This is a genomic window from Pseudoalteromonas arabiensis (genome assembly GCF_001550155.1).
Lineage (GTDB): Bacteria > Pseudomonadota > Gammaproteobacteria > Enterobacterales > Alteromonadaceae > Pseudoalteromonas > Pseudoalteromonas arabiensis.
Genome location: NZ_LRUF01000019.1, coordinates 304,955 through 330,691 on the forward strand (window position 1 = coordinate 304,955; position 25,737 = coordinate 330,691).

Genomic DNA, 25,737 nt, shown 5'->3' on the forward strand with positions numbered 1-25,737 from the left:
GAAAAGGGAGCATCAAGCTCCCTTTTTACTCATTACGAAAGCAACTTGCTTTAATCATTTTGCTGATGATTTCTTGTGAAGGTTTGACTTTTTCCATCGCTAAAAACTCATCGGGCTGGTGGGCTTGATTTATTGAACCAGGCCCCATGACAATTGTTTCACAGCCAAGCTGTTGAATAAACGGTGCTTCAGTGCAGTAATTTACAGCAACGGCAGGCTGGCCTGATACTTGTTCGGCAAGTTTAACAAGCGCAGTATCTGTACTGCCACTAAATGCTGGAATAGGCTCGTGTAAGTCAATAACACTCACCGCATTAGGGTAGTGTGCATTAATCTCTTCAGCAGCAGTTAGCAAAATTGCTTGCAGTTCTTGCACACTTAAACCTGGTAAAGGTCGCATATCAATGTGCATTTCACAGCAGCCGCAAATACGGTTTGCGTTATCGCCACCATGAATATGGCCAAGGTTTAAAGTTGGGTACGGGATTTGAAAATGTTCAATTGAATATTTATTCTTTAATTCTTCTTTAATGATTAACAATTTTGCAATCATTTTATGCATCACTTCAATGGCGTTTAAACCACGTTCTGGATCTGAACTATGGCCTGAGCGACCAATCACACGAATCGCAGTGCTCATGTGGCCTTTGTGAGTGAACACTGGGGTCATATCTGTTGGTTCACCTATAATACAGCGTGCTGGTTTTAAATTAGGATGACGACAAATTTGTTGCGCCCCTGCCATTGTGGTTTCTTCATCAGCGGTGGCAAGAATTAGTAATGGCTCTGTTTGTTTGGATTCATCGAGTTCACTGATTGCTTGCAACACAAAGGCAAAAAAACCTTTCATATCAATACTGCCTAAGCCATAAAGTTTGTTGTCATGCTCACTGAGTTGAAAAGGGTTATAGTTCCAGCGGCTATCATCAAAAGGTACCGTGTCGGTATGACCTGCAAGCATTAAACCGCCATCACCCTCACCACGTTTCGCTAATAAGTTATAACGGCCTTTACCGTTTTCGAGCTCTGTTATTTCACATGTGAAACCAAGGCTTTCGCACCAAGTAGCGAGCAAGGTGATCACCTCTTTATTGCTCATGCACAGAGAGTCTTCAATCGAACTGATTGAGGGGGCAGCAATTAGCTGCTGATACATAGATAAAAAAGAGGGGAATGACATAAAAAATCCAAAAATAATTATTCAATCTAATTGCATAACAATATAAAAGTATTTATGATGAATATCAATTCACTTTTTAAGCATAAATATATTTTAAAACGGCACTATGAACACAAAACGACGATAACCTGATTTCATTACTTTAGACAGTGTTTTTATTCGCAATTAGGCGAGTAATTTTAGGCGTATCGATAAATAGATTTAATAGGTAAAAGTAAGCAATGAAAGTAGTGATTATTGGCGCAAGTGGTTATAGCGGCGCAGAGCTAGCAAGTTTAGTTGCAAAGCATCCAAAACTGACTCTACAAGCGTGTTATGTGTCTGAAGGGAGCTTAGATAAAGATAAATTATTAAGCGATTTATACCCCGAGCACTTAGGCTTGTTAGCGTACCCGCTGCAACCGCTAACAGCTGAGGCTTTTCAGGAAATAAATAACACTGCTGATTATGTGTGTCTATGTACTGATCACAAAGTGAGTGTTGATCTTGCGCCACAATTTTTAGCCATGGGCAAAAAAGTTTTTGATTTATCGGGCGGCTTCCGTTTAGCTGGGAATGAGGATTACCTAACTTATTATGGTTTCGCGCATGAACATCCTGAGCTTTTAGAGCAAGCGGCTTATGGTTTGGCTGAATGGAATAGCGATGCGATTAGTAAAGCAAACCTTGTTGCTGTAGCAGGGTGTTACCCAACAGCGGCACTTAATTCTTTAAAGCCACTTAAAGAAGCGGGTTTATTAGCTGAGCAAACCATCATTGTTAATGCTGTCTCTGGCGTAACCGGTGCGGGTAGGAAGGCCAGTGTGAATACGCACTTTTGCGAAGTGTCACTTGCTCCTTATGGCTTGTTTAACCACAGACACACACCTGAGATTGAGCAGTACCTTGGTCACCCTGTGTTATTTACCCCACATTTAGGTAATTTTCCTCGCGGAATTTTAGAAACTATTTATGTGCAATTAAAACCAGGTGTGACAGCAGAGCAAGTGAGCGCGGCATATCAAGTGCTAGCGAATGAGCCGTTAATTCGTTTACTCGGCAATAAAATTCCAAGCATCAAAGGCGTGGCTAAACAACCATTTGTTGATATTGCATGGCAACAAAAAGGTGAGCAACTGATTGTTATGTCGGCCATTGATAACTTATTAAAAGGGGCCGCAGGGCAAGCATTGCAATGTATTAATTTAGCGATGGGACTTCCTCATCATACCGGGTTAGTAGGAGCGTTATGATGAAAACATGGGTAATTAAAATAGGCGGTGCAGTATTAAATACAGCTGATGCCGCAAAAGCTTTATTTGACGTCCTTGTAGCACAGCAACAGGCCAACTTTGTGATTGTTCATGGTGGTGGTGCATTAGTTGATGCGTGGCTTAAAGACGCAGGGTTTGCCAGTGCGAAGCACCAAGGTTTACGTATCAGTCCAAAAGAACAAATGCCTTATATTGTTGGGGCACTGGCTGGCTGTGCGAATAAACAGCTAATGAGTCAAGCAATTGTTTCAGGGCATAAGCCTGTGGGGATGAGCCTCTATGAAGCGGGCGTTGTGGTTAAGCAAAAATTAAAAGCACTTGGGCAAGTTGGACAATGCGCTGATAGCACCGACAGTGTTTTACCAAGTTTAATTGCGCAAGGCCGCTTACCCTTAGTGAGCTCTATTGGCTTTGGCGAAGATGGGCTTTGGTACAACGTTAATGCCGATGAAGCAGCAGCAGCGATTGCAAAAGAGCTTGATGCAGAACTTATTTTTATGACTGATGTAGAAGCGGTGCTTGATGCAAACAAACAACCGCTACATCAACTTAATACGCAGCAAATAGATGCATTAATTCTTGAAGGAGTTATTCAGGGCGGGATGGAGGTCAAAGTTAAGACCAGCCTTCTTGCTGCCCAACATTTACGACGTGGTGTGTATATCTCAAGCTGGCTAAAGCCAGAAAACTTAGTCGCCTTATTACAAGGCGAGCACGTAGGAACGAAAATTACACCATAGGTATTACATGTTTACTCACTTTTTATCTGGTCTTGAGTTAGACCAAAAAGGCGCGCTTAAACTACTCGATTTAGCGCAAAAAATTAAAGCAAACCCAGTCGATTTTAGCCAAGCTTTAGCGGGCAAGTCAGTGGTTACCTTATTCGAAAAACCAAGCTTACGTACCCGTTTATCATTTGATATTGGTATTAATAAATTGGGTGGTCATGCTGTTTATTTAGATTCACAAAATGGCGCAATGGGTGCGCGTGAGTCAGTAAAAGATTTTGCTTTAAATATTTCAACTTGGGCTGATGGCATTGTTGCTCGCGTATTTGCACATAAAACATTAACCACCCTTGCTGAGTTTTCGTCAGTCCCTGTGGTAAATAGTCTGTGCGATTTATACCACCCATGCCAAGCACTCGCTGACTTTTTAACGCTACAAGAAGTGCATGGTGATGTCAGTAAACTAAAGCTTGCATACTTAGGTGAAGGTAACAACGTCACACACTCTCTAATGCTATTAGCTGCTACTTTAGGGACTGATTTTGTCGCTGTGTGCCCGAAAGGAAGCTCGCCAGATTCGCAAATTCTTAAGCAAGCAGAGCAAATTGCAGCGATGAATGGAGCGTCTGTCATGGTTAGCGACAGAATTGAAGCGGCAGTGGGTGCAAATGCAGTCTATGCTGATACGTGGGTATCGATGGGCGATAAAACACCGCTTGAGCAGGTGAAAGCTAAATATATGCCGTACCAGTTAAATCAAGCACTACTTGAGCAAACTGGTGCGCAAACTGTGTTGCATTGCCAGCCGGCTCATCGTGAGTTTGAAATTACCTCTGAGGTAATGGATGGCCCAGCATCAAAAATTATTCAACAAGCAGAGAACCGTATGCACGCGCAAAACGCACTGCTTGTCACATTATTAAATCCAAATTTTGTTTAAGGAACACCAATGAGTTCAATCAAAAAAGTCGTATTAGCCTATTCTGGTGGTCTAGATACATCGGCAATCGTGCCGTGGTTAAAAGAAAACTACGGCTGTGAAGTTATCGCATTCGTTGCTGATGTAGGTCAAGGCGCTGAAGAGCTTGAAGGCGTAGAAGAAAAAGCAATCGCTTCAGGCGCATCTGAATGTTATGTAGTTGACTTAAAAGACGAAATGGTCAGTGACTATATTTACCCAACCTTAAAAACGGGTTCTATTTACGAAGGCACTTATTTACTCGGTACGTCTATGGCGCGCCCAATCATTGCAAAAGCCCAAGTAGAGATTGCCCGTAAAGTAGGTGCTGATGCACTTTCGCATGGTTGTACTGGTAAAGGTAACGATCAGGTGCGTTTTGAGTCATGTTTCGCAGCCCTTGCACCAGATCTAAAAGTAATCGCACCGTGGCGTGAGTGGGATTTATCAAGCCGTGAATCACTACTTGATTACTTGGCTGAGCGTAATATTCCGTGTTCAGCGTCTGCTACAAAAATTTATAGCCGTGATGCTAATGCGTGGCATATTTCACACGAAGGTGGTGAGCTTGAAGATCCATGGTGCCAACCAAGTGAGCAAGTATGGACTTGGACTAACTCGCCAGAGCAAGCACCAAACGAACCTGAATATGTGACATTAAATGTTGTCGAAGGTGAAGTGGTTGCGGTAAATGGTGAGACGCTTAAACCTTATGACTGTTTAGTTAAATTAAATGACATTGCTGCGCCACACGGTGTGGGTCGTGTTGATATCGTCGAAAACCGTTTAGTCGGTATGAAGTCGCGTGGCTGTTATGAAACACCAGGGGGCACAGTGATCATGGCCGCATTACAAGCGGTTGATGAACTCGTGCTCGATAAATCAAGCCGTAAATGGAAAGAAGTACTGGGTGGTGAGTTTTCACACCTTGTCTACGACGGTCGTTGGTTTACACCATTGAAAGATTCGATTCTAGCTGGGGCTGAATCTCTGTCTAAACTCGCAACCGGTGAAGTGGTGCTTAAGCTTTATAAAGGTCAAGTCACTGCGGTACAGAAAAAATCACCGAATAGCTTATACAGTGAAGATTTCGCAACCTTCGGCGAAGATGATGTATATGACCAATCACATGCAGAAGGCTTCATTCGTTTATTCTCGCTATCTAGCAGAATCTCAGCACTAACGAAAAAGTAATTTAATTATTGCCTTGCAAAGCGGGGCAATCGCCGAGTTTGGAGGCAGTTCAATGGCATTATGGGGCGGACGTTTTTCTACGGGGCCAGATGAAGCGTTTAAGCTATTTAACGATTCACTTCCTTTTGATTATCAACTTGCAGAGCAAGACATTATTGGTTCGGTTGCTTGGGCGGGAGCGCTTAAGCAAGTTAATGTGTTAAATCAGCAAGAATATGATGACCTCGTTGCAGCACTGAATAAGCTGTTAGATGAAGTTAAAGCAAACCCACAAGCAGTGGCTGGAGCAGGGCATGAAGACATTCATTCTTATGTTGAGTCAGCACTGATTGATAAAGTGGGCGATCTTGCTAAAAAGCTTCATACGGGTCGTAGTCGTAATGACCAAGTAGCGACAGATTTCCGTTTATGGTGTCGTGATACTGCCGAGCATATTCTTGAAGCCATTGCAGAGCTTAAAGGTGAGTTTATTGCCTTAGCTGAGCGTGAGTTAGGCACTATTCTACCGGGTTATACACACTTACAGCGTGCACAACCTGTATTATTTAGCCATTGGTGTATGGCCTATGTTGAAATGCTTGAGCGTGATGAAAGCCGTTTAACCGATGCCAAAAATCGTATGAATTATTGTCCACTCGGTAGCGGTGCTTTAGCGGGTACGGCGTACCCAATAGATAGGCAAACTCTTGCCGAAGGGCTAGGTTTTACCGCAGCAACACGTAACAGTTTAGATGCTGTATCTGACCGTGACTTTGTGGTTGAGCTATTAAGCTGCGCGTCAATTTCAATGATTCATTTATCGCGTATGGCCGAAGACCTGATTTTTTATAACTCAGGCGAAGCGGGCTTTATAGAGCTGTCTGATGGGGTAACATCAGGCTCATCATTAATGCCGCAAAAGAAAAACCCAGATGCACTTGAGTTAATCCGTGGTAAAACGGGCCGTGTATTTGGTGCATTTAGCGCCATGATGATGACACTTAAAGCACTGCCGCTTGCTTATAATAAAGATATGCAAGAGGACAAAGAAGGCTTATTTGATGCGATGCCAACGTGGCTTGCGTGTATTCATATGGCGCAAGCGTGCATCAAAGGTATTAAAGTTAATGCAGATAAAACCCTTGCTGCTGCAAAAGGCGGTCACTCAAATGCGACTGAGCTTGCTGACTATTTAGTGGCTAAAGGCATCCCCTTTAGAGAAGGGCACCACATTGTTGGTACCTTAGTGCAAATGGCTATTTCTAAAGGGAATAACTTAGAAGATTTAAGTTTAGAACAATTTAAATCTGTACATAGCATTTTCGAGTCAGATGTCTATCCTGTATTAGAAATAGACGCATGTATAAAAGCACGTCAGGCATTAGGTGGTACCTCTGTTGAGCAAGTCTCTAATGCAATTGAATATGCAAAAAAAAACGGCAAATAAAAGTACGCGATGCAAATTTAAATGACGTTGAGAGCATTGCTCAGCTAATTCAATACTGGGCAATGAATGGGGAAAACCTACCTCGCGCTAAAAGTGACATGATTCATTCAATTAATGAATTTGTAGTCACGGAGGTTGCAGACCAGGTTGCTGGCTGCGCCTCATTGTATATTTACGATACAGGACTTGCAGAGATCCGATCTTTAGGGATTGATCCAAAGATGAGTATCAAAGGCCAAGGCAAACAATTAGTTGAGCACTTATTAGTTAAAGCCAAAAAGTTGGCGCTTAGCCGTGTCATTGTATTAACGCGTGTGCCTGATTTTTTTAAAAAACAAGGCTTCAGCTATTGCAGCAAAGATAGCTTACCGGAAAAAGTCATGAAAGATTGTGAGCTTTGCCTTCGCAAAGACAATTGCGATGAAGTCGCAATGGAATTTATTTTAAGGCCTCGTGAGAATGCGGTGATCCCGTGTAAAAACGTAGCTTAATTTCCCTGGATAGTAAAAACGTACGGTTACCCCTGTGCGTTTTTTTATGCCTGAAATTTGCTGAGTTGATCAAAAAGATCTGTTTAAGCGAAAAGTTGGATCGTTAGTTGCTTAGTTTGGTATGTAGCAAAAATGCTGCAAAAATGTACAAAAAGCGTCAATAAAACGAGAGCGCTGAGTACGTTTGTGATTCGTCACACGTTAACTACAATTTAAACTTAAAGGATTTAAATCATGCAAATTTCAAATAATAGTCAATTACAGATGCAAGCTTACAGCCAAATGCAACAAACAAAGCCTGCACTAGAACAAACTACTAGTAATAAAACCTTACAATCTGATACAGTAACTTTATCTAGTCAAGCACTGTCACTGTCGGGTGATGCAGAGCTTCAGCGCGGTGGTGGTGCTATGTTCCCACCAAGTAAGAAAGAGCAATAGGTACTGAATGTTTTTTACTGAGCAACTTGGTTTTTTCTCCCTTTCAGCTATGAGTGCTTGGGGATTTTTAATGGCATTTTTTTTTAATATTTTTGTCTACGCAGTAAATGAAAATAAACGAAAAACCACTTTGCTCTTAAGCTCATTTATAATGATGGTCTCCTATATCGCTGGAGATTATTTTTTTAGTTGGCTCTCTTATACTGCAGTAACCTTTCTTGAGTGGGCATTGTACGACATAGCCACTTTAGTCTTCTTAATTTTTGCATTCCTTGTAATAAAACGTACAACTTCTTCCTTTAGCTATTTAGTTTTTGGTTTAATCATTAATACTATTCTGTTTCTGTCTGTTTATTTAGATGTTCAAGTGTATAAAAATACAACACACTGGATCTTGTGGGATATCTATTCGCTAGGTGTTAATGTCGTAGACTTCACCATGATAGTGGCATTAATCGTCGACCGAGACATCCTTGGACTGAATAAGTTGAAAAAGTTAATTGGTCACTCTCTTAAAAATAAAAAATTAGTTTGAAAATAGCAGATGTATATAAATGCCTACCTAGGTAGTTTGATTGGTACGTTTATAGAGTGGGGCTTTTTAATGGCTTTTCTCTTCAACCTTGCTATGAGTATCAATAAGAATGATCGTCGTCCTTTAATTTTAGCTTTTATTATGATGCTCTCATACTTTTTGAGTGGTGTTCTAGAGTTATCTTCTTTTCATTATTTGAATTGGTTTTACTATGACTTGGTAACGATTATTATTATTGTGGCTTGGTTGAAGCTGAAACAGCATCCTATTTTTTATGCGGCAATTTATATTTTAATGGGTTTACTTCTGAATTCATTTCTCATGCTCTCAATCTACATTGATATTTTTGTATACGATAATACAACTCCATGGCTACTGTGGACAATATACTCTCTTGGCGTAAATAGTATCGATATTATGATGATCTTAGCTTTATTATTGAACAAAGATTTTTTAAAGCTTGGAGCACTTGTTAGTCATATTAAAGCCAAAGCCTGCTAGAGGTTTATTGTATGCTTGAATATCTCCAAGAATACTTAGGTGTGTATCTTGCCACTTTTATCATGTGGGGCTTTTTGATGGCCTTTTTGTACAACATGGTAAAAAAGTCTTCATCGGTAGGGGGTGGAGATAAAACAGTGATGTGGATAGCATTGGCAATGTTTTTATCTTATATGGTAAGTGATCCACTCCTTAACGTTACTTTAGGCTACAACATCCTCAATACGACACTTGCATATTTAATTTGGGCTGCGTCAGACTTAATTATGTTGTCTTTCATTTGCTTTGTTACCCGTAAAAAAAACCTAAATGAGGTCCCTGCAAAGTTATATATTTTTACAGGGCTCTCGGTGAATATTTTATTGTTTCTGGCAATGTACTACGACACCAACTATGCCCACTTTACTGGTCATTGGTGGTTTTGGGATGTGTACACCGTGACAGTTAATACGATGGATATAATGATGATAATTGCGCTGCTATGTAACAAAGACTTTCTAGGGCTTGTAAAGTTGTATAGATGGGGTCGGGGTCAAGCAAAGCTTACTTGACCCGTGATAGCGATCTAAAAACGAAATTCCCAGCTTGTTCTTAAGCCAGTATTTGTGTCAGAGTCATTGCCTATTTCGTCCCTTGATACAAGTCCGGTTACTTTCCAAAGACCACTAAATAAAGATTGTTGATAACCTAGTTCTAATTGTAATTGCGTCATATCTGCAGGTGTTTCTTCAACTTCAGCTACACTGTCAATCCAACGTAGTTTTGCATGACCTCCATAACCATCTAGAGTATGGTAATAAGCACCTAACACAGCCGATTTACTTTGCTTAGGCACAGAGCTGCCAATAAGTCTTTGTTTTTGTGTGTAGCTACCCGAGCCGTATACACAATCAGCTGTAAGGCTGCATTGTTGCTCTGTATTTGAGTATTCAAAATAGGTTTTCAGTAAACTGTCATTTGAACCAAAGTAGCTTTCAATACCCACAGTATAAAAAGGATCACTTGGTGCAAGGCCACTTTCATTACGCCCCATTACATCAGCATAAAATGCAACAGGTTGCTGTGCTATGGATGTTGAGTATTTAACATCGATACTTGTTAGGCGATGGGTCGATGTTTGGCTTTCGAGTGTAACTGAATCGATATATTCATCAGTAAGATAATCAGAACTTGCAGTATTTACTGCAATTTCAAGCCCTTTTAATGGTGTACTTGCAAACCTTAAAGCCCAATAATCGCCTTCTTCACTGCTATTTAAAAATGGTTTTTGTTTAGCGTAAATACCAGTTAACTGCCAATTACCAATAAATGATAACCAACTAGGGCCAACATATTGACTGTTTGCACGGGAAAAGCGCAGGCCTTTCATCGGAGCTGCGTTATTCGATAGTAACAAGGCGTTGTCGTTACTCGGGCCCCACCAATGACTTACTTGCTCTGCACTGATTGACCAGTTACCCATTAACACGGCTAGATAACTACCATGATAATTTGTGTATTTTCCGTCGAGTGACTCGTCAGCATAGTTCACACTTACTTTGGCACTTACTCGCTTATCGGTTATTGAACCATAGCTGTTAATACCACTTTTTTGCTGATCGCGTGTCGTAAAGCCCTGTTGTGTCTCGGGTTCACTATTGTAATTGAAGCGCACCCCAGAACTGTTTTTTCGTTTGGCGTTATTGAGAGCGTGCTTAACGTGCTGATACGCGAAAAAACTACGTTCCTGTAAATTATTAGGGTCGATAGCTGCTAGATCACCTGCAATACCTTGCCACATAAGCGGGTAACTATTGATAGGTTGTTTTATAATTCCTTGATTAAATAGCATCTCTATAGAAGCCCTTAACAAAGGGTCATCACTTTCTATCCATGGCTCAGCAAAGCTTGGTGCAGAGATCATTAGTAAAGCACTTAAGCTAATGAACTTTTTTAGTTTCATCCGTGTATTTTTTCCTGTAATGCGGTGGCGACAATAGGGTTAACAAATTCGCTCACATCACCATGATGACGGGCAACTTCTTTAACGAGCGTCGAGGAAATAAACGAGTTTTTTTCAGCGGGTGTTAAAAACACACTTTCTAAATCAGGGTTTAGGCGTCGGTTCATATTTGCTAGCTGAAACTCATAGTCGAAGTCAGATACAGCACGAATACCACGAATGAGTACTTCAGCCTTATGCTCACGGGCAAGGTCAGCTAATAAACCAGAAAAGCCGATCACGCTAACATTTTTAAGGTGGGCTAAAATTGTATTTGCTAACTCTACACGTTCTTCTAGTGTAAAACAGGGTTGTTTACTTGGATTATGAGCAATAGCCACAATGACTTTGTCGAACATTTTAGCTGCTCGATGGATGAGGTCTGTGTGCCCATTCGTTAGCGGGTCAAAGGTACCTGGGTAGATTGCAGTAACGTTCATATCTATCAGCTAGTTAAAAATTTGCTTGCTATAGTAACAGTGTTTTCACTCGTATGCAGCTTTGAAGTAAGAGCATCCTATTAGATTTTTTGGTTTTATATAAGGTACTAAGCCGATTGAAGTTAGAATTTTTCAAGGTAGTATTTTATTGCCACGCATTTGTTTATACTGCTTGGCTGAAAATGAACTTCAGATCGTAATAAATATAAAAATAGAGTAAGCAGCATATGAGCACAAAGGATAAAATCATACATACCAGCATTGAGCTATTTAATCTCCATGGAGAGCGTGCTATTACGACTAACCACATTGCTGCACACATGGGTATTAGCCCTGGCAATCTGTATTATCACTTTAAAAATAAAGAAGACATTATTCGTCACATTTTTGCTTTATACAGTGAACACCTCCATACGCACTTTAAGCCATTAAAACCAGAAGATAATGCGCTTGAAAACTTAGCAGGGTATTTAGACTCTTTGTTTGAACTGATGTGGCGATTTCAATTTTTTTACGATAATTTGGGTGATATTTTATCCCGTGATGAAGTATTAAAAAAAGACTATATTGAGTTTCAAGCTGCGCTGTTAGAGCAGGTAAAAGAGGTGTTATTTGCATTACGTTCAGGTGGTATTATTACTATTGATGACGCCGATGTAACAGAGCTTGCCCATATGCTTAAAATGACAGTGAGCTTCTGGACGCCTTACATTAAAGCCCGTCGCTTGAGCGGTGAGCTTGCCAGAGAAGATATTTATAACGGTATCTTAAAAGTACTATTGCTATTAAAAGCACATTGTACAGAGCAACATTTGGAACAAGTAAACAACTTAAGAGCAAAGTACTTAGCACTTGCTGCCACTGAGCAAAGCGAACAATAATCCTACAAAGCAGTTTATTTCCTAGACGCTATAATTTTTGTTATAATCGCGCGCCCTTGAGGTTGGTATGCCTCGGGCCGTGTGAATCCCACTGTCTAAGAGTGAACTATGCTTAAATTTATCGTCAAATTACATCCTGAAATCGCTATTAAGAGTAAGTCTGTTCGTAAGCGTTTCACCAAGTTATTAGAAAATAACATTAAGATCGTTTTACGTCGCGTTGACGAAAAAGTGCAGGTTAGAAATAACTGGGACAATATCTCAGTGGTAAGCCTCCTAGACTCTGAGCAAGTTCGCTTAGATATCATTGATGGCTTAAAACGCATTCCTGGTATCGTACAGTTTATTGAAGTAACAGAAACAGGCTTCGACTCAATTGACGATATTTACCAAAAAGCACTTGAGCTAATTGGCCATACGATTGCAGGCAAAACATTCTGCGTGCGTTGTAAGCGTTCAGGTAAGCATGACTTTACATCGAGCGATGTAGAGCGCTACGTAGGTGGTGGTTTAAACCAGCATGTTGAAGGGGCGCGCGTTAAATTATCTCACCCTGAAGTAACAGTACGTTTAGAAGTGCGTGATGATAAAGCCTATATAGTTACTGAAACTCACTTAGGTATGGCGGGCTTCCCGCTGCCAACACAAGAAGATGTATTATCGCTTATGTCGGGCGGTTTTGACTCTGGTGTTGCCAGTTATCAAATGATCCGTAAGGGGGCGCGTACTCACTTCTTGTTCTTTAACTTAGGTGGTGCAGCTCACGAAATCGGTGTTAAGCAGGCGAGCTATTACATCTGGAAGCAATTTAGCTCTACTCATAAAGTTAAGTTCGTGACGGTTGATTTTGAACCTGTTGTTGCTGAAATCCTTGAAAACGTAGAAAACAGCCAAATGGGTGTGGTTCTAAAACGTATGATGATGCGTGCCGGTAGTCAAGTTGCAGAAAAACTAGGTGTGCAAGCACTCGTAACAGGTGAAAGTATTGGGCAGGTTTCAAGTCAAACACTTGCGAATTTGAGTGTCATTGACCGTGTGACTGAAACTTTAATCATTCGTCCGTTAATCCAACACGACAAGCAAGATATTATTAATATTGCGCGTCAAATTGGTACCGCCGAAATGGCAGAAAGTATGCCTGAATACTGTGGTGTGATCTCTAAAAAGCCAACGGTTAAAGCTAAAATCAAAACGATTCTTGCCGAAGAAGCTAAGTTTGATTTCGACGTGCTAAATACGGTCGTTGAAAATGCGCGTGTGATGGATATCCGTGATATCGACACCGAAGCAAAAGAAGAAGTGAAAGAGGCTGAATCTGTATCTGACTTACCTGAGGGGGCGGTTGTTGTAGATATACGTTCACCTGAGGAAGAAGATGCCAATCCACTGGAGCTTGAAGGTATTGATGTTGTGCATTTACCTTTCTTCCGCTTAGCGACTAAATTTGGTGACTTACCAAAAGATAAAGAATATTACCTATATTGTGCGAAAGGGGTAATGAGCCAGTTGCAAGCGCTGATCCTGCACGAAGAAGGCTACAGTAACGTAAAAGTGTATCGCCCATAAGGGATACTGATAAAAGCGCGACACGTTCGCGCTTTTTTTATGGCTGGTGGAATGGCTTGTTTTGCGCAAAACACGTTTGACGCCTGCGCGCCGTTTACTTTTTCCCTCGAAGCGTGCTTACTTTTATGAAAACTCAGCTGATTTGGTTTTTATCAAACAGAGCATTGCTTGATTATGAGGGGTTTTTACACCCAGCTTAGCACCTTGCTCACATACATAACCACAGATAGCATCAATTTCAGACTCTCTATTATGGCTAATGTCTTGCTGCATAGATGAAAAGTTTTCAGCGGTTGCAGTCATCACACAATAGGCCTGATCCAGTGCCTCGTTGAGCTTTACTTTAATACCTTGTTTATTGGCCACAAGGCAGGCTTCGCTGAGCAAATTAATGATGCGGGTACTAAATTGCGGTGCACGTAACTGACCATTTTTAACGTTATGAATGGCTGTTAATGGGTTAATAGCAATATTCACTAACAGTTTTTGCCAGCGCAATGAGTGAATATCATCGCTTACAGAAAAGTGCGGTAGGCTGCTAAATAGGCGTTTAAGTTCATTAAGCTTTTCACTTGCAGCGATATTACATGCGCCCAGCACGCTTTCACCATTTCCAGTATGGTTTACACTATAAGGTGTTACTTTAAACCCAGCTAAACGCGTTGTTAAAAACGCTAATCCCTGAGTAGGTAACAGCTGGGCATTGATTTCATCGACATTACCCATGCCATTATGAGAAATAACGATCTGGCACTCTTTACTAAGGTAAGGTGTTATTTGCTTAAAAGCCGCTTGCACCTGAAATGCTTTAACAGTGATCACCACCAAGTCAAAGGGGGCTGACCCAGCAAGCTCTTGATGATTAATAAGGCGAGCTTTAATAGGGTGTGATTTACCATTACTCGTTTGATAGAAGCGGGTGGTCAGGGTTGGTTTTCGGGTAAGTAATGTGATGTCATGCTGCGTGGATAAAAAATAGCTAAATAATAAGCCAATTGCGCCATCACCAACAATGAGAGTCTTAGCCATTGCGTTGCTTATTACCTAAATGAAAACCAAGCTTTATAACAAAGTAGCTTACAGCACCAATAAAGTCAGCAACAAAATCACCAACAGAAGCTTGTCGGTAAGGCAGCATATCTTGCATAAATTCAATAGCAGCACCATAGCCTGCAAGTAGCAGAATTTGCACTACAAGAGGGAGTTTAAATGCTTTATCCATTACCATAGCGAGCACGAAGAAAATGCCAAAATGTGCGACTTTATCTATATGTGGAAAAAGGTTACCCACGCCTTTAATTTCTTTGGCGAATAAGAAAGTGAAGCCGATAATGCTTATTAAAAAAAGAACTTGGTAAACGCGCCTTGTCACGAAAAAATCCTAAAAGTCGTTTAAAAATGAACCCGCAGTATATCAAACATAATTATTATCGCACCTGAACGGCGTGCAGAAATATGTAAAGATTTATAAAATTGACGTTATAATCCTTGCCATATTAATTTTGAAAATTTGTTAGGAGAACCCCATGCCTTCATTTGATATTGTTTCTGAAGTAGAAATGAACGAAGCGCAAAATGCAGTAGACAACGCTAAGCGTGAGCTTGAGACGCGTTTTGATTTTCGTGGTGTTGATGCATCAATCGAATTAAGTGATAAAGTAATCAAGCTAAAAGCTGAAGCACCACAACAAGTTATGCAGCTTTTTGATATTCTCGCTGCGAAAATTTCAAAGCGTGGTTTAGATGTATCTAGCCTTGAGCTTAAAGATGAGTCGCGCAGTGGTAAGTACGTTATGCGTGATGTTGCACTTAAGCAAGGTATTGAAAAAGACGTAGCGAAGAAAATCGTTAAGTTAATCAAAGATTCAAAAATCAAAGTGCAAGCAGCCATTCAAGGTGAAGAATTACGTGTTACGGGTAAAAAGCGTGATGATTTACAAGAAGCGATGCAAGTTGTGCGTACTGCTGATTTAGGTCAGCCATTTCAATTTAAGAACTTCCGCGATTAATTCGCTGTTTGCACTATATACATAATCTAGTGCATGAAAAATGAATTAAATTTCACTAAAAAGCCAAGCGGTCTATTCGTTTGGCTTTTTTGTTGATAAAAAAGCCTTTAGCAGTATAGCCGTCCATTGACTTTTATCCCTAAAATCATCACAATAGCGGCCTATTTTCAAGGTGCTTGCTGTACCTTCTAAGGTACCTATACTTCAAAGGTTGAAGTAGCAGCAAGATAATCGGGAAGCTGGTGCGTTTTCATGGAGAAAACAATGCCAACACTGCCCCCGCAACGGTAATGTGTGTGCCCTGCATGCGCAAAGTCCGGAGACCGGCCTTGGAGTAACTTACTATTTGCGTGTGCGGTGGGCACAGGCGAGGGGATATCATGCTAAATAAATCTACCTTAGGCGTAGCGGTTGCTGCTGCGTTGTCTTTTTCTGTGTCTGCGGATGAGCAGTCAATCGAGCATATTACAGTCACGGCGAATAAATTCGAACAATCAATTAATGATGTATTGGCCAGCGTAACTGTCATTAACCGCACTGATATTGAAGCTAGCTATGCGCGAGACCTACCAAGTTTACTTGCCACCCGCGCAGGCTTTCAAATCAATGCCAATGGTGGCTTTGGTCAAAACGCAGGTGTTTCACTGCGTGGTTCAGGCACACGTCATACACTTATCTTAATTGATGGTGTGCGCACAGGGTCTGCAACGCTTGGCTATAAAGGCATTAGCAATATTCCTTTAAACAGTATTGAACGTGTTGAGGTTATTAAAGGTTCTCGCGCTGCTGTGTATGGTTCTGATGCATTAGCGGGTGTGATTAATATTATTACTCGCAAAGCACAAAACACGACCTTAGATGTTACATTTGGTTCTGATTCTTATCAAGAGTACCAAGTGGCTACTGGTGGTCAGTTTGCTGGTGTTGATATTGCTGTTAATGCTGGTTATGAAAAAACAGATGGCTTTGATGTATTGCAAGGCGTAGCACCCGATGAAGATGGCTATGAAAATAAAAACCTTGGCTTTAACCTAGGCTATCAAAATGAGCAACTAGGGGAGCTTTTATTACAAGGTCAGTACTCAGAAGGTGAAGCGCAGTACGATAGTTCTTTTAGTCCTGCGGATAGCAGGGTAGAAAAAGGTGAATTCGAAAATTATCAAGCTTCATTAGGTTGGAAAAAGGCCTTTGAAAAACACAGCCATGCGATTGATATTGCAATCTCAAGCGACAGCTCAGACGATTCACGTATCGACTATACAGGTGCTGCTGTGGTCGATAAGTTTGAAACTGAACGTAAGCAAATCGATTACAACGGTCAATACTTTTTCAATCAAGCGCTGACACTAAGCGGTGGTTTAAATTGGTATAAAGATAAAGTAAATACTAACTCTGGTACTTACTTAAAAGATAGCCGCGAAGTGTTTGCAGCATTTATTGGTGCTTATTATGATGATGAACAAGTACTTGCTAATTTAACGCTACGCCAAGATGATGACCAACAGTTCGGCGACGAAACAACTTATACTGCTGCTGTGGGTTATCACTTAAACGACATCGCAACATTCCGTGTAAGCCAAAGCACTGGCTTTAAATCGCCCACATTTAATGATTTATATTTCCCTGAACCAAGCCCAGGAAATCCCAATTTATTGCCTGAAACATCTGATAACCAAGAGTTAGGCTTATCATTAAATGTGAATGACATTAGCCTGGATATTGCTATTTTCCGTAATGAAATAGATAACAAAATTGCGTGGGCACCAAATGCATCAGGTAATTGGCAGCCAACAAATATCAATGAAGCTCGCCACGAAGGGATAGAGTTTAGTTTCGAAAACCAAGTATTTGGTTTTGATCATAGTGTTAACTTTACTTATCTATCAGCAGAAGATACTGAAACAGGTGAAGCGCTGACTTATGTATCAAAACAAAGCGTGAACTGGTCACTACATAAAGCATGGGGCGACTTTGATGCGGGTATTGATATGCAGTACCGAGGAGACCGCGATGGTAAACTCACGCACTTGCCTTCATATACTCTGTGGAATTTTGTAGGTCACTACCAAGCCACTGATAATTTAACCTTATCACTTCGCGTAGAAAATTTGTTCGATAAACAGTACAACGCCGTTGATGCCTATGGCACTGACTTAGATGGTGACTTCATCAACGACGAGCTTTATTACTACAACACGGCTGAGCGTCGCTTGTTTGTAGGTGCCCGTTATCAGTTCTAATAAAGAAAATTATTAGTTCTGCGTCTAAAAGCTCGCTACCTACTTAGCGGGCTTTTTTTATTTTAGTTTATCTGCGTAATGCTGAGCGAATTTTTCAAGTTTAGGTGCAATAAGAATACTGCAATAGCCTTGGTTAGGGTTTTCGGTATAGTAGTCTTGATGGTATTGCTCCGCAGGGTAAAAGTTAGTGAGTGGGCTTATTTCAGTGACTATTGGCTCGCGAATTTGCTTTTGTAAATCAGCAATCATTGTCTCAGCCGCCACTTTTTGTTGTTCATCGTGGTAATAAATAACACTGCGATACTGGGTGCCAACATCATTACCTTGACGGTTTAGTTGCGTGGCATCGTGCAAAGTAAAAAACATTTCAAGTAAGCTGTGGTAACTAATAATACTGCTGTCAAAATCAAGCTGAACGACTTCGGCGTGACCGGTTAAGCCAGTACAAATTTGCTGATAACTCGGGTTTTCAATGTCACCACCAGCATAACCAGAGCTGACGTTTAGCACACCTTTAACACGTCTAAATGCGGCATCAATACACCAGAAGCAACCACCGCCAAAAGTGGCTATTTGTATGTTGTTTTCCATTTTAATTTCCTCACCTTTTTGCTGACTATAGCTGAAAAAACAAAACGCCGTAAAGACGGCGTTTTATTATCGCTAAAGACTCGTTAAATGTCTTCCAGCGGTTTGTCTTTCGCTTGCTGTTCAAGTTTACCTTGTAAGTATTCGGGTGACTGAGTATTACGGGCAAGCGCTGTGTACGCTGCGGGAACTACATATAATGTTAGTAGCGTAGCTACAATAACACCGGTAAATACCACAACACCAATAACCATTCGGCTCTCTGCACCTGGGCCACTTGCAAGTACAAGCGGGACAGAGCTCATCACAGTGGTGAGTGACGTCATGATGATAGGGCGTAAGCGTTGTGTTGCCGCTTGGGTAATGGCTTCGTTAAATTCAACGCCTTTGTCACGTAGTTGGTTAGCAAATTCAACAATTAAGATACCGTTCTTGGCGCTCAAACCAATCAACATCACGATACCTATTTGGCTGTAAATATTTAACGTCAGATCTGTAAACCATAAACCAAAGAGCGCGCCAACTAGGCCAAGTGGCACGGTTAGCATGATCACAAAGGGATGTACAAAGCTTTCAAATTGGGCTGCAAGTACCAAGAAGGTCACTGTGAGCGCAAGAATGAACACATAGGTCATCGCTGATGCACCTTCGTAAAACAACTGCGATTCACCTTTGTAATCAATGGCTCCATCAATGTCATTTTCTTCAGCGGCTACTTGGTTTAAGAAATTAAGTGCTTCTTCTAGTGTGTAGCCATCAGCTAAGTTTGCACTTAACGTGATTGCACGCATACGGTTGTAACGGTTTAATCGCGATGCGGTTGCTTCTTCTTTTAAGGTAATAAGGCTGTCCAGTGGAACGAGTTCACCACTGCGCGATTTCAAGTAGATATTCGAGATATCTGTTGGGTTAGCAAAGTCTTCCTTGGTCCCTTTGAGAATTATGTCATACTCTTCACCACGGTCGATAAAGGTTGTGACACGTCGTTGCCCTAACATGGTCTCTAAAGTGCGGCCTACATCGGAAACGGATACGCCTAAATCTGCGGCTTTATTCTTGTTTATATTGATTAAAAACTGTGGAAACGTTTCTTTATAATCATGGTCAATACGCACAAGGCCAGGGTTTTTCTCTGCACGCTCTATGATGCGGTCTCGCCAATCGGCAAGTTGGTCATAATCGTTACCTTGCAACACAAACTCAATTGGGCGCGATGAACCACCGCCACCAATACCGCGGCGCATAATTGCAAATGCTCTAATATCTGTCACTTCGGTCATTTTACCGCTAATTTCGTCCATCACTTCCCATGTTGAACGCTTACGTTTATCCCAATCGGCCATACCAACGATTGCTACACCACCTTGGCCGCCCCAACCTGGTACACGAATAAGTACGCGGCTTAATTCTCCTGACTCAGAGTAAGGCATTAAACGCTCTTCAATTTTGGCCATGTTTGCCGCATTATTCTCATAACTTGCGCCTTCAGGGCCGCTCATCATGATAAAGAAAGTGCCGCGGTCTTCCTTTGGAGTGAGCTCAGATGGTACCTGCTTAAATAGCATAAAGCTGACAACACCCATTAAGATCATGGTAAATAATAGACCCCATTTACGGCTCATGTTCGATTGCAGTGAGTTGCGATAGGCATTCTCTATTTTGCTAAACGAGCGATCCATCCATTGGCTAAATTTACTTTCTTTCTCCGAGGCTTTAAGTACTTTTGAGCATAAAGCGGGAGACAGTGTCAGTGCTGTGATACTTGAAAAGAACACCGCAGCACTCACCGCCATAGCAAACTCGGTAAATAACGCACCAATTCGGCCATCCATAAATACCAGCGGTACGAATACAGAAATAAGCACAAGTGTGGTGGCAATAATAGCAAACCCCACTTCTCGGGCACCACGAAAAGCCGCAAGTAAAGGCGGCTCGCCAAGCTCAATTCGGCGGTGGATATTTTCAAGCATCACAATGGCGTCATCTACCACTAGGCCGATAGCTAGCACTAAAGCGAGCAGGGTAAGTAAGTTGATTGAGTAGCCCATTGCAAGTAAGAACATAAAGCTACCAACAAGAGCCACAGGTACTGTTACTGCCGGCACTAAGGTTGCGCGAATATTGCCAAGGAATAAGTAAATAACTAAGACAACGAGTGCCATTGAAATTGCGAGGGTACGGTACACCTCATCAATCGATTCTTTGATGAAAACAGACGAGTCATAACTGTCTTCAATGGTGGTACCTTCAGGTAAGTTGCGTTTGATTTTTTCAAGCTCAGCGCGAGCGTTATCAACCACAGTTAAGGTATTCGCTTTGGCTTGCTTTACGATACCCAAACCAATCATATTTCGACCATTACCACGAAATAGGCTTTCGTCGTCGGCCGCTTCTAAGTGAACATCTGCAACTTCGCCAAGGCGAACTAAGTAGCCGTCATCACCACGCTTAATTACAAGGTTTCTAAAATCACGCTGGTCTTTATAACTACGGGCAGTACGAACGGTAAAATCACGGTCAATCGATTCAATTTCACCCGCAGGAAGTTCTACGTTTTCTGTACGAAGGGTATTTTCGATGTCACTGCTGGTGATACCTCGAGCAGCCATGGCTTTGCGGTTTAGCCAAATTTTCATTGCGTATTTACGCTCACCACCTACACGAACGTTTGAAACACCGTCAACAACGGCTAAACGGTCGACAATAAAACGCTGTGCGTAGTCAGATAGCTGTAATGAGTCCATCGTTGTACTGTTTAGCACGAACCAAGCAATCGGACTCTCATCACTATTCGATTTTGATACTTCGGGTGGGCGAACTTGTTCCGGTAGGCTATCAAGTGCTCTCGCTACACGCTCACGAACATCGTTTGATGCGGCATCAATATCACGACTGATATTAAACTCAATGGTGATGTTAGAGCGGCCATTTCGGCTTGATGAGTTAATACTTTTTATGCCTTCAATACCCGATATACGGTTTTCGAGTACTTGGGTTATTTTGGTTTCGATAATCTCTGCGCTGGCCCCTGTGTACTCAGTGCTTACACTCACAATTGGCGTTTCAATATCAGGGTATTCACGCAGTGGTAGCATTGAAAATGCAACGAGACCAAAGGTAAGCAGCAATAAGTTTATTACGATCGCAAAGACCGGACGTTTAACGCTAGTATCTGTAATTTTCATGCTTTAGCCCTTGATACTAACTTTACTGCCGGTACGGATTTTAATGATCCCTTCGGTGACAACTTGTTGGCCATTCTCAAGGCCCTTATCAATAGCAACCCAGCCATTGTGACGGCCAGCAACGTGTACTTCAACCTTGTTCACCACGCCGTCTTCAATTTGGAAAACATAGTGTTTATCCTGCTGAGGAATAACCGCTTTTTCTGGCACCATAAGCGCTTGGTTTGAACTAAGCTGCAAGGCGGTATTTAGTAGCATACCTGGGCGTAGTAAACGGCTACTATTTACAAAGCTAGCTGTTACTTCAACACTGCGTGTTACAGAATCAATACGTGAGCTAATATGAGTCACTTTGCCATTAAAGGTTTTTTCTGGGTAGGCATCGTTTTGAGTCATGACTTTCATACCAAGCTGTAATTGTGCTAGGTATTTTTCAGGCACTTTAAAATCAACTTTAATAATGCTGATGTCATCCAAGGTGGTAATATTTGTGGTGCTACTTACATAGGTACCAATAGATATTTCACGTTTACCTAACAATCCCGAGAATGGCGCTGTAATTGTCATTTCGGCTAGTTTTGTTTTTGCACTTTCAAGCTGAGCTTCGGTTGCATCTACACGTGATAATTGCTCTTCAAGTAATGATTTAGCTGTTGCTTGTGAGCGTGAAAGCTCGGTTAAACGCTCTAGTTGGCGTTTTTCTTCTCTTAGGTTAATACTGAGTTCTTTAACGGTCAGTTGTTCTTCTTGTGACTGAAGTTGTACGAGTTTTTGACCTTTACTGACCAAGTCGCCATCATTAAAGTAGATATCAGTCACATAATCACTTTGGGCACTACGAATATAAATGGCTTGGTTAGCGCGAGCACTACCTATTGCTTCGATAAGTACCGCATTTTCTTCTGAGGTAACGGTGTGTGCGCTGACCTGAGTTGCAGTATCACCAAAGCCAGTTTGTTCACCTTGGCTTGAAGGTAAGTACAAATAAACACATAACCCTAATAACAGGGTAATAATAAAAGGAAAAAGCGCTTTGCCAGATTGTGTAGAATACATCATTGTGTTACCAGAGAATTAGTTGAGTGTAGTGTACAAAATTAGTACGTGTCGAGTATGTCAGGTATCCCGTAAATTTGTGCATTTGGCGTAAAAGTAAAAAAATGGCTGAGTTTGTTCCTGAAATGTAACTAAAAGTGAGTGTTTGCTATGAGTAAAGAGTCAAAATGTAACTACTGCCTGATGTTACGAAAAGTCGTGTTAGTGGGCATTGTTATGTTCGTATTTTATTTTTCTGTGTATGGTTAATATGTCTGATATTTTGAATATTCGTGCTCACGCATCCCGTCATGGTATCGAGTTTTTGCTAGTGGGTGGGATTGGGCTAACATTTATTATGTTATTTAATTTGCTAAGGCCTGGCGAAATTAGCATTATCGAGATTTTTCTCGCGAGTAGCTGTATTGCAGCGATATTCATTGGTTATTTAAAAACGCAGGAACCCTACTTTAGTTTCACATTCTGCGAAGATGCGCTCATTTATCGTCATAAAGTCGGATATTGGCAGTTAAATAGAGAGAATTTTCATCATAGTGGTATACCAAAAGTGGAACAAGGCTTAGAATACCTTGAGTTAAATGCAGTTGGTATTAAACTCAATAACATAGATGAGTTTTTGATGCAGATACAGCCAAGAATCGCAGGGCGATTATTGATTGAGCAGCGTCACCTGTTTATGCAAGTAGTTCAAAAACATTGCAAAAATGGGGATTGCCCATCAGAATGGTTAATTGAGGATACGCAATACACGGCTCCAAGCGGGCAGCGTTACAAAGGATTGATAGCTATGTTTGCCAATCGAACACGGCATCTTGGTCAATTGACAGGGTATGATCTACTGTTACCTGCCAATGTACTCGATACTGATATTTGGCAATTTAGTGCATATTTAAATCGTTGGAAATTAAACCCTAATGAGTTTATAAATACTCAATTACACAAAAATGTGAATCGTTAGGTGGTAGTAAGCAGGATAAGGCTATGAGTCAAGAACGTTCTTTTATTAAAAGTGGTCGAAACACGATAATTCATAAAGATAGAAAGCTCGATCTAGTTATCGTGAATGGCGAAAACCACCCACGAATTAAGGTGACCCAAAACGGGCTTGAACCTTTTAAAGAAGAACTGCCAAAAAATCGTCGTGAAGCGAAAGAGCGCTACCTTGAAATGGTTTATATTACGAGTGCAGATGTTTTCGCAGAAGAAAAGCGGTTGCTCTTTATTCAATCCTTAGATGGACGTGAATATAAGGTGGATTACAGTAAAATAGGCACTAAGCTATTTGTGCGTATTCATCAGGATAGCTATCTCTAAGCCCTTCTTTAATTTGGCACTTTACTTGCTTGCTATTCACTAATTTGACGGCTGGAAATGACTCTGGCTTTGTTTTCTAAGGTGATTAACATGAGACGAGTGCCCCTTCTTGCTATTGTTATAACAACACTAACAGCATGTGGCGGTGGTGGTAGTGATAGCGACAATACCCCTACTGCTGCGACAGTTAACGCAGGCGCAGATCAACAAATAATAGAAAAAAGTGAATTTACTGTCGTGGCAAAAGGCTCGCCAGCGGATGGTACCTTTACTTGGCAGCGGGTGAGTGGCCCCGCTATAGAAGGGTTTCCTGCTGATGGTGCTGAGCAATCTTTAACTGCGCCTGATATTAAGCTCGATTCAGAACTGGTACTTCGTGTGGATTACCAAACAGCTGATGGTCAGTTAGTGAGTGATGAAGTGAGCATTTTTATCAGCTCTAATAATCAGCTTCCACAACCTGTGATCACACAAATCGCCCCTGAAGAACTCCCTTCTCAGTATAATGATGAAATTATTTTAAGTGGTGAAGAGTCGTTCGATCTTGACGAAAATGGTTCAATAAACGGTTATCTTTGGTCACAACTGTCAGGCCCAGATCTCGTTATCAATAGCTATACAGATAAAACAATCAGCTTTAATCATCCTCTGCTTGAAGCGAATACACAAATGACATGGCAGTTGACTGTCACTGATGACGAAGGGGGCTCAGCAAGTATCGAACAAACGTTTACGTTAAATAAAACGAACGAGATTATTGTTGCAAATGCAGGGCAAGATCAGCAGGTTATTGAGTTTGACACCGTAACACTTGATGCGACTAATAGTGAGGTTGTTACCACAACCAAGCAATGTTTTTGGCAGCAGGTAACGGGTGAGGTTGTGACACTTGCAAATCAAAATCAATGTATCACTTCATTCACTGCCCCAGATGTTGATTCAGACACGGAACTCAGTTTTGAAGTCACTGTAACGGATAGTAAGTCACGTAGTGATACCGATACAGTGGTTATTGATATTCGCCCTAAACCACTTGGTTACATTAACGATACGGGCATGAATGATTGTTATAACAATTCGCAAAAAATTAATTGCAACAGTGACGATTTCCCAAATCAAGATGCTGATTTAGGCAGAGACAGTGTTGCTAATCAGCTTGATAAGGTGGGGCAAGGCGACTTGGCATTTGATTTCACAAAATTAAACCAATTTGCAGATGAGTTGCCCGATGATGCCACAAACTTTAGCTGCGTTCGAGATAATGTGACGGGGTTAATTTGGGAAGTAAAAGCGGCAAGTTCAGCTCTACCACCGGCAACGACTGTCCGTGCCTCAACAAATCACTACACTTGGTATTTAGATGAGGGAAATGGAGCACAAACAGGAAGTGTACAAGGTGCGCCAAATTCAACATGTCCAAGTAATACCGCCTGTGGTTTACAAACTTATGTAGAAGAAGTTAATGCCACTGATTTTTGCGGGGGCACAAACTGGCGAGTGCCTACTTATACTGAGTTGCAAGGCTTGCTCGATTACTCTAAACAAGGTGAAGCAAGCTTACTGAGTAGTGAGTTTTTCCCAAATCAACCTGATGCGACCCAGTTAAGCAGTAATAGTGACGCATTTATGCCGTACTGGACATCACAAACTGCTGCTGATGGTACGAGTCTATCGCAGGCCTATATTATTGATATGAGTAGCGCGAACGATTTAGCGTATCCAAAAAACAATACAGCGTTTGTTCGCTTAGTCAGAACACCAGGAGAGTAA

General features: G+C 41.3%; 23 protein-coding genes, 1 pseudogene and 1 riboswitch. Of the genes and pseudogenes, 16 read left to right on the plus strand and 8 right to left on the minus strand.

Features of this window, described 5'->3' with window-relative positions; all coding sequences use genetic code 11:
• Positions 1 to 25 precede the first annotated feature (25 nt).
• On the minus strand, positions 26 to 1,180 hold the full coding sequence (gene argE / locus PAARA_RS09225; protein WP_062568740.1) for an acetylornithine deacetylase: 1,155 nt from the start codon (positions 1,178 to 1,180) through the stop codon (positions 26 to 28).
• A 221-nt stretch (positions 1,181 to 1,401) separates the two neighbouring features.
• On the opposite strand from argE, the gene argC reads away from it, so the two are divergent.
• The 9 genes and pseudogenes from argC (at position 1,402) to PAARA_RS09275 (ending at position 9,258) form a co-directional block, all read left to right on the plus strand.
• Entirely contained in the window at positions 1,402 to 2,412 is a 1,011-nt protein-coding gene (gene argC / locus PAARA_RS09230) for an N-acetyl-gamma-glutamyl-phosphate reductase (RefSeq protein ID WP_062568741.1), read from the plus strand.
• Positions 2,412 to 3,173: an acetylglutamate kinase gene (gene argB, locus PAARA_RS09235; protein ID WP_062568742.1), complete on the plus strand. Its 762-nt coding sequence runs from the start codon at positions 2,412 to 2,414 to the stop codon at positions 3,171 to 3,173. The genes argC and argB overlap by 1 nt, the downstream gene beginning before the upstream one ends.
• A 7-nt stretch (positions 3,174 to 3,180) precedes the next feature.
• Positions 3,181 to 4,101 (plus strand): ornithine carbamoyltransferase, encoded by a 921-nt coding sequence (locus tag PAARA_RS09240; protein ID WP_062568743.1) that lies wholly within the window; start codon positions 3,181 to 3,183, stop codon positions 4,099 to 4,101.
• 9 nt (positions 4,102 to 4,110) lie between these two features.
• The gene (locus PAARA_RS09245; RefSeq protein ID WP_062568744.1) at positions 4,111 to 5,313 is read left to right on the plus strand and encodes an argininosuccinate synthase; all 1,203 of its coding nucleotides are present in this window, start codon (positions 4,111 to 4,113) and stop codon (positions 5,311 to 5,313) included.
• 52 nt (positions 5,314 to 5,365) lie between these two features.
• Positions 5,366 to 7,230, plus strand: a pseudogene (argH, locus tag PAARA_RS09250) (argininosuccinate lyase).
• A 234-nt stretch (positions 7,231 to 7,464) separates the two neighbouring features.
• Positions 7,465 to 7,671, plus strand: a complete 207-nt coding sequence (locus tag PAARA_RS09260) for a hypothetical protein (protein ID WP_062568746.1) — start codon at positions 7,465 to 7,467, stop codon at positions 7,669 to 7,671.
• A gap of 7 nt (positions 7,672 to 7,678) precedes the next feature.
• On the plus strand, positions 7,679 to 8,206 hold the full coding sequence (locus PAARA_RS09265; RefSeq protein ID WP_062568747.1) for a hypothetical protein: 528 nt from the start codon (positions 7,679 to 7,681) through the stop codon (positions 8,204 to 8,206).
• A 69-nt stretch (positions 8,207 to 8,275) separates the two neighbouring features.
• The gene (locus tag PAARA_RS09270) at positions 8,276 to 8,707 is read left to right on the plus strand and encodes a hypothetical protein (protein WP_157066185.1); all 432 of its coding nucleotides are present in this window, start codon (positions 8,276 to 8,278) and stop codon (positions 8,705 to 8,707) included.
• 11 nt (positions 8,708 to 8,718) lie between these two features.
• Complete coding sequence (locus PAARA_RS09275) at positions 8,719 to 9,258, plus strand: hypothetical protein (RefSeq protein WP_062568749.1); 540 nt, start codon at positions 8,719 to 8,721, stop codon at positions 9,256 to 9,258.
• Between the two features lie 14 nt (positions 9,259 to 9,272).
• On the opposite strand, the gene PAARA_RS09280 is transcribed toward PAARA_RS09275, so the two are convergent.
• The gene (locus PAARA_RS09280; protein WP_062568750.1) at positions 9,273 to 10,649 is read right to left on the minus strand and encodes a capsule assembly Wzi family protein; all 1,377 of its coding nucleotides are present in this window, start codon (positions 10,647 to 10,649) and stop codon (positions 9,273 to 9,275) included.
• A complete protein-coding gene (gene coaD / locus PAARA_RS09285) occupies positions 10,646 to 11,128 on the minus strand; it encodes a pantetheine-phosphate adenylyltransferase (protein ID WP_062568751.1) in 483 nt (160 codons plus the stop codon). The genes PAARA_RS09280 and coaD overlap by 4 nt, the downstream gene beginning before the upstream one ends.
• Before the next feature lie 227 nt (positions 11,129 to 11,355).
• Between coaD and PAARA_RS09290 the strand changes: the two genes are divergently transcribed.
• Positions 11,356 to 12,009 carry a TetR/AcrR family transcriptional regulator gene (locus PAARA_RS09290; protein WP_062568752.1) on the plus strand — a complete coding sequence of 218 codons (654 nt, stop codon included), beginning with the start codon at positions 11,356 to 11,358 and terminating at the stop codon, positions 12,007 to 12,009.
• Positions 12,010 to 12,117: 108 nt separating this feature from the next.
• A complete protein-coding gene (thiI, locus tag PAARA_RS09295; protein WP_062568753.1) occupies positions 12,118 to 13,575 on the plus strand; it encodes a tRNA uracil 4-sulfurtransferase ThiI in 1,458 nt (485 codons plus the stop codon).
• A 123-nt stretch (positions 13,576 to 13,698) separates the two neighbouring features.
• On the opposite strand, the gene PAARA_RS09300 is transcribed toward thiI, so the two are convergent.
• Both PAARA_RS09300 and PAARA_RS09305 read right to left on the minus strand, forming a co-directional pair.
• On the minus strand, positions 13,699 to 14,604 hold the full coding sequence (locus PAARA_RS09300; RefSeq protein ID WP_062568754.1) for a ketopantoate reductase family protein: 906 nt from the start codon (positions 14,602 to 14,604) through the stop codon (positions 13,699 to 13,701).
• The gene (locus tag PAARA_RS09305; RefSeq protein WP_062568755.1) at positions 14,597 to 14,947 is read right to left on the minus strand and encodes a VanZ family protein; all 351 of its coding nucleotides are present in this window, start codon (positions 14,945 to 14,947) and stop codon (positions 14,597 to 14,599) included. The genes PAARA_RS09300 and PAARA_RS09305 overlap by 8 nt, the downstream gene beginning before the upstream one ends.
• A 154-nt stretch (positions 14,948 to 15,101) precedes the next feature.
• Here PAARA_RS09305 and PAARA_RS09310 point away from each other — a divergent pair, with 154 nt between their 5' ends.
• Together PAARA_RS09310 and PAARA_RS09315 are read left to right on the plus strand one after the other, a co-directional pair.
• Complete coding sequence (locus tag PAARA_RS09310; RefSeq protein ID WP_054551104.1) at positions 15,102 to 15,584, plus strand: YajQ family cyclic di-GMP-binding protein; 483 nt, start codon at positions 15,102 to 15,104, stop codon at positions 15,582 to 15,584.
• A 174-nt stretch (positions 15,585 to 15,758) separates the two neighbouring features.
• A riboswitch (cobalamin riboswitch) is annotated at positions 15,759 to 15,930 on the plus strand.
• Between the two features lie 34 nt (positions 15,931 to 15,964).
• Entirely contained in the window at positions 15,965 to 17,824 is a 1,860-nt protein-coding gene (locus PAARA_RS09315) for a TonB-dependent receptor plug domain-containing protein (RefSeq protein ID WP_062568756.1), read from the plus strand.
• Positions 17,825 to 17,881: 57 nt separating this feature from the next.
• On the opposite strand, the gene msrA is transcribed toward PAARA_RS09315, so the two are convergent.
• The 3 genes from msrA to PAARA_RS09330 form a co-directional block, all read right to left on the minus strand.
• Positions 17,882 to 18,415 carry a peptide-methionine (S)-S-oxide reductase MsrA gene (gene msrA, locus PAARA_RS09320; RefSeq protein ID WP_062568757.1) on the minus strand — a complete coding sequence of 178 codons (534 nt, stop codon included), beginning with the start codon at positions 18,413 to 18,415 and terminating at the stop codon, positions 17,882 to 17,884.
• 83 nt (positions 18,416 to 18,498) lie between these two features.
• Positions 18,499 to 21,597, minus strand: a complete 3,099-nt coding sequence (locus PAARA_RS09325) for an efflux RND transporter permease subunit (RefSeq protein WP_062568758.1) — start codon at positions 21,595 to 21,597, stop codon at positions 18,499 to 18,501.
• Positions 21,598 to 21,600: 3 nt separating this feature from the next.
• Positions 21,601 to 22,653, minus strand: coding sequence for an efflux RND transporter periplasmic adaptor subunit (locus PAARA_RS09330; protein WP_062568830.1), 1,053 nt, complete (start codon positions 22,651 to 22,653; stop codon positions 21,601 to 21,603).
• 241 nt (positions 22,654 to 22,894) lie between these two features.
• On the opposite strand from PAARA_RS09330, the gene PAARA_RS09335 reads away from it, so the two are divergent.
• From PAARA_RS09335 to PAARA_RS09345, 3 genes are all read left to right on the plus strand, one after another.
• Positions 22,895 to 23,611: a DUF2982 domain-containing protein gene (locus tag PAARA_RS09335; protein ID WP_062568759.1), complete on the plus strand. Its 717-nt coding sequence runs from the start codon at positions 22,895 to 22,897 to the stop codon at positions 23,609 to 23,611.
• Between the two features lie 23 nt (positions 23,612 to 23,634).
• Positions 23,635 to 23,967: a hypothetical protein gene (locus tag PAARA_RS09340; protein ID WP_062568760.1), complete on the plus strand. Its 333-nt coding sequence runs from the start codon at positions 23,635 to 23,637 to the stop codon at positions 23,965 to 23,967.
• A 90-nt stretch (positions 23,968 to 24,057) separates the two neighbouring features.
• The gene (locus tag PAARA_RS09345; RefSeq protein WP_062568761.1) at positions 24,058 to 25,737 is read left to right on the plus strand and encodes an Lcl C-terminal domain-containing protein; all 1,680 of its coding nucleotides are present in this window, start codon (positions 24,058 to 24,060) and stop codon (positions 25,735 to 25,737) included.

Excerpts from the sequence above, each read along its gene's own strand:
- argE (WP_062568740.1), bottom strand. The coding sequence starts at position 1,180 with ATGTCATTCCCCTCTTTTTTATCTATGTATCAGCAGCTAATTGCTGCC.
- argC (WP_062568741.1), top strand. The coding sequence starts at position 1,402 with ATGAAAGTAGTGATTATTGGCGCAAGTGGTTATAGCGGCGCAGAGCTA.
- argB (WP_062568742.1), top strand. The coding sequence starts at position 2,412 with ATGAAAACATGGGTAATTAAAATAGGCGGTGCAGTATTAAATACAGCT.
- PAARA_RS09240 (WP_062568743.1), top strand. The coding sequence starts at position 3,181 with ATGTTTACTCACTTTTTATCTGGTCTTGAGTTAGACCAAAAAGGCGCG.
- PAARA_RS09245 (WP_062568744.1), top strand. The coding sequence starts at position 4,111 with ATGAGTTCAATCAAAAAAGTCGTATTAGCCTATTCTGGTGGTCTAGAT.
- PAARA_RS09260 (WP_062568746.1), top strand. The coding sequence starts at position 7,465 with ATGCAAATTTCAAATAATAGTCAATTACAGATGCAAGCTTACAGCCAA.
- PAARA_RS09265 (WP_062568747.1), top strand. The coding sequence starts at position 7,679 with ATGTTTTTTACTGAGCAACTTGGTTTTTTCTCCCTTTCAGCTATGAGT.
- PAARA_RS09270 (WP_157066185.1), top strand. The coding sequence starts at position 8,276 with ATGGCTTTTCTCTTCAACCTTGCTATGAGTATCAATAAGAATGATCGT.
- PAARA_RS09275 (WP_062568749.1), top strand. The coding sequence starts at position 8,719 with ATGCTTGAATATCTCCAAGAATACTTAGGTGTGTATCTTGCCACTTTT.
- PAARA_RS09280 (WP_062568750.1), bottom strand. The coding sequence starts at position 10,649 with ATGAAACTAAAAAAGTTCATTAGCTTAAGTGCTTTACTAATGATCTCT.
- coaD (WP_062568751.1), bottom strand. The coding sequence starts at position 11,128 with ATGAACGTTACTGCAATCTACCCAGGTACCTTTGACCCGCTAACGAAT.
- PAARA_RS09290 (WP_062568752.1), top strand. The coding sequence starts at position 11,356 with ATGAGCACAAAGGATAAAATCATACATACCAGCATTGAGCTATTTAAT.
- thiI (WP_062568753.1), top strand. The coding sequence starts at position 12,118 with ATGCTTAAATTTATCGTCAAATTACATCCTGAAATCGCTATTAAGAGT.
- PAARA_RS09300 (WP_062568754.1), bottom strand. The coding sequence starts at position 14,604 with ATGGCTAAGACTCTCATTGTTGGTGATGGCGCAATTGGCTTATTATTT.
- PAARA_RS09310 (WP_054551104.1), top strand. The coding sequence starts at position 15,102 with ATGCCTTCATTTGATATTGTTTCTGAAGTAGAAATGAACGAAGCGCAA.
- PAARA_RS09315 (WP_062568756.1), top strand. The coding sequence starts at position 15,965 with ATGCTAAATAAATCTACCTTAGGCGTAGCGGTTGCTGCTGCGTTGTCT.
- msrA (WP_062568757.1), bottom strand. The coding sequence starts at position 18,415 with ATGGAAAACAACATACAAATAGCCACTTTTGGCGGTGGTTGCTTCTGG.
- PAARA_RS09325 (WP_062568758.1), bottom strand. The coding sequence starts at position 21,597 with ATGAAAATTACAGATACTAGCGTTAAACGTCCGGTCTTTGCGATCGTA.
- PAARA_RS09330 (WP_062568830.1), bottom strand. The coding sequence starts at position 22,653 with ATGTATTCTACACAATCTGGCAAAGCGCTTTTTCCTTTTATTATTACC.
- PAARA_RS09335 (WP_062568759.1), top strand. The coding sequence starts at position 22,895 with ATGGTTAATATGTCTGATATTTTGAATATTCGTGCTCACGCATCCCGT.
- PAARA_RS09340 (WP_062568760.1), top strand. The coding sequence starts at position 23,635 with ATGAGTCAAGAACGTTCTTTTATTAAAAGTGGTCGAAACACGATAATT.
- PAARA_RS09345 (WP_062568761.1), top strand. The coding sequence starts at position 24,058 with ATGAGACGAGTGCCCCTTCTTGCTATTGTTATAACAACACTAACAGCA.